The sequence below is a fragment of the Bartonella sp. CL435QHHD genome (assembly GCF_042195095.1).
GTDB lineage: Bacteria > Pseudomonadota > Alphaproteobacteria > Rhizobiales > Rhizobiaceae > Bartonella.
This window is the reverse complement of record NZ_JBHINS010000080.1, coordinates 1-3518: the sequence shown is the minus strand read 5'-3', so window position 1 is coordinate 3518 and position 3518 is coordinate 1. Positions and strand designations below refer to the sequence as shown.

Below are 3518 nucleotides of genomic sequence, written 5' to 3'. Positions count from 1 at the left end.
GATGAGCAAAATCCCTTTTAATAAACTTTTGTCATTTTTGTCAGTTCTTTTTAGAACCTATATCATTTTTTTTAAATGAGAAAAAATTAAAATCATTATATTTCAACAAGTTAAGTTTTATGAATTTTTCAAAATACAACTTATTAAAACAACCATAACAAATAAATACAACTATAAATATATATTTGTCAGTTTGTGTCAGTACATTGAATCGACAAAAGTGATCATTTAGTGAATGATTAAAACGTGTCTTATGAGAGTATGTGATCTTTTAAAGCCTTTCAAAAGAAAGGGATTATAATCATAATAAATGCTATCAAGACCATTATGGTTGTGAGTTTTGGAGGTTTAGGGGTTTTTGGGGGTTTTGGAGGTGCTTTTTACGCCCCCTCTTTATATATTTTAAAAATCAAAATAAAAGTCATTATATTTCAATATGTTAATTTTTATCAACTTTTCAAAAAAACAACCTATATCAATAATACAACCTTTAAATTCAATCAATAACATACGTTTTGTAGGGGGTTTGGGGGTTTTAAGAACCTTCAAAACCTATAAGTAATATAAGAAAAGTGAATATACATAACCCTCTTTAAACAAAGCTATCATTTTAGATTACGATATAATCTTTTAAAGGCAATCCAAATAAGAGTATTTAAAAGTGCAAATGATTTCTTTTTAGAATAACGCATATAAATACTCCTTTTAAAGATTGTATGTAAGCAATTTATAAAAGTGATATAGAACCTATAGGTATAAGACCTTATACCCCTTGTGAGGTTAATATGCCTATCATGTGAGCATGCTTTATAAGTTATTTGGTTTCTCTTATTTCTAATTTTGGTAAGTTCTTAACAATTTTCATTGTTTCTAAACTTACAGTGATAACCCTTTGAAACAACTCTAATGGATAAGCAGGGTTGCCAATGGTTTCAACAGCATAGTGATTGGCATCATTCACAATACCACTCTTTTTATCAGTCTTAACACATTGACGCCCCATAACCCATTCAAGAGCAGGCTTGCCATTGACGATATACTCATAAAGCTTACTTAGGGATATCTGTCATGATGATATTGCTATTATAAGTAACTGTTGATTTATTCTTTTCCTTACTATCCTTAATTTTTGCGAATTTCATTTCTGTCACGTAATAAAACTTTTCTGGATTAGAGATATCAGTTAATTTTGGATTACCCTTTTTAAAGGTCACAGGATAAGGCTCTACAGTTTCATAATTCACGTGCAAATGCCCAAGTTTACGCCCTACTGTCACAAATTTCCAAAAATCATTAGCACTCTTTACGCAAGGGATACGAGGCAGTTCTTTGCATAAGTTATGAGCATAACGAGCACGATAATCTTCTGAATGCAAGAGACCGTAAACATAATAAAATAGATCATCTTTAGTAATTTTTTCATTAGGATAAGCGGCTTTAAAATATGCTAATTCTTCATAAGTTATGGCATTACGCATTTTCTTTTTTGCTTATTTTAATAACAAGCTATCGTCATGCTATTTTTCTTATCAAGCGATAATAATGGAGTGTTTTTTGTTGTCTCTAATATGTAACAGTTCCAATAAATTTGGTCTATTCTATGAATAACAGTCTTTACTTGAAGCTCAAGATTATATTACATGCAACACCTTAAAATTAAGAAGCATATAGAGTGTATGATTGTCATTTAACAGTGTCATTGTAAAATCTTCAAAAGCGGGGGAAATGATATGGTTTGCACAACTCATAAAGCAAGTGTATACAGTACAGTCTATGCTTTTCTCTTAGATTTTAGAAGTATTATTCTCATCAAAAAATTAAAAAATTGTTACGCGGTTGGCGATTTTTTCTGTGACGCTGATGATATGGTTCATTTGGTTGCTCATTTTGAGGACACAATGAATGCATAGATTTTTTTCACTTTTATTTTTGCGGCTTTTTTGTGCCTTTTTTCGTTGCCGAGTTTTGCCCAAAACATTCGTGAGAAAGCGATTAATCAATCAGAGAGCATCCAACGACAACAAACGCAACAACAACGTTTTCAGCAATTACACCGTAGAAACGAAACACATGGGGTATTTTTGCCAGACGATGATACCACATCTGCCTATGGTGCTTCGTCTGGTACAACCTGTTTGCTGATCAAAAGCATTGAATTTGTTGGTGCTCAGTTGATTTCTCACACCGACCTTCATGAAGCCATTTCTCTTTGGGAAGGACGGTGTTTGGGGATTGCCGAAATCAACAAAGTGCTCAAAGCGGTGACCAAGCTTTATATGAAGCGCGGCTATATTGCGGTGCGGGCTTATTTGCCTGAGCAAGATTTAAGCGGCGGTCATCTCAAGATTGTTGTTGTTGAAGGCGTGATGGAAGATATCACTCTGGATGGGCATAAAGTTGAGAGGAGACTTCAAGGAGAAATCACCACGGCTTTTCCANATCTTGGTGCGGGGAGCAATTCGGGTGGTTCGATACTCGATGTTCATATTGAAAAACAGAAACCTTGGCTTATTACGCTTTCCAGCGATAATCTTGGCGCTAAAGCAACAGGACTTTATCAAACGCGCTTGAGCCTTTCTTTTGATGATCTGTTAGGGATCAATGATCAATGGTCGTTTAGCTATCAGCGTTCTATGGATGGTAGTCCGTATCATTTTTCTCACAAGCGCCCCAATAGTGATACTCTAACGGGATCCTTTTCTCTTCCCTATGGCACTTGGACAACAGGTTTTGATGGGACGTGGAGCCAATATCATTCGAGTGTTAAGGGGATATTTTCCGATATTATGACTGAGGGTAAGTCTTTATCGCTGACACCGTGGATTTCACGGGTTATTGACCGTGATCAAGAGGGAAAGACCTGGCTTACGGGACGCTTAACATGGAAATATTCTGATAATTTTATTATGGGCAGTCGGGTTGATGTTTCCAGCCGTAAATTAGCTATTGCAACCTTTGAGCTTGATCATTCGCGCAAGTGGCTTGGAGGAGAATTAAGCGCGCATATAGGGTTTCATAAAGGGTTAGCAATTCTTGGCGCTTATGACGATAAAGAGCAAGAGAATGCAACAAAAAATTCACCCAAAGGGCAATTTTCCAAATTGTCTTTTTCCCTAGGCTACGTGCGTCCTTTTTCGCTCAAACAGTATAACTTTCGCTATAACACACTGTTTTCAGGACAATTATCACCCGACACATTGTTTAGTTCAGAGCAAATATCGCTTGGTGGCAGTTCCTCTGTGCGCGGGGTGCGTGAGGCGATTTATTACGGCAATAATGGGGCGTTTTGGCGCAATGAATTGTCGCTGTTGTTGCCAGGTTTTTCGTCGAGAATGGGGCGTAAATTTATGAGCCAATTTGCCCCTTATATGGCGCTTGATCTGGGGGCTGTAGCCAATGATGCAAACAAAAACAGTTTTGGCGGTAGCCTCGTTGGTGCAACTCTTGGTTTCCATGCAACCGGAGACATTACGGATATTGATGTATCTTATTCGAATATTTTAACCCAATCGACAGTG

The 3518-nt window shown here is 36.5% G+C and carries 2 protein-coding genes and 1 pseudogene; 2 read left to right on the top strand and 1 reads right to left on the bottom strand.

Features of this window, described 5'->3' with window-relative positions:
• Nucleotides 1-814 precede the first annotated feature (814 nt).
• A pseudogene (locus ACFILH_RS07345) lies at nt 815-1475 on the bottom strand (type ISP restriction/modification enzyme); the annotation flags it as partial.
• A 255-nt stretch (nt 1476-1730) separates the two neighbouring features.
• Here ACFILH_RS07345 and ACFILH_RS07340 point away from each other — a divergent pair.
• Both ACFILH_RS07340 and ACFILH_RS07335 read left to right on the top strand, forming a co-directional pair.
• Nucleotides 1731-1910 (top strand): hypothetical protein, encoded by a 180-nt coding sequence (locus ACFILH_RS07340; protein WP_375654673.1) that lies wholly within the window; start codon nt 1731-1733, stop codon nt 1908-1910.
• Between the two features lie 45 nt (nt 1911-1955).
• Nucleotides 1956-3518: ShlB/FhaC/HecB family hemolysin secretion/activation protein (locus ACFILH_RS07335; protein WP_375667590.1), on the top strand; the 1563-nt coding region annotated here is incomplete at its 3' end.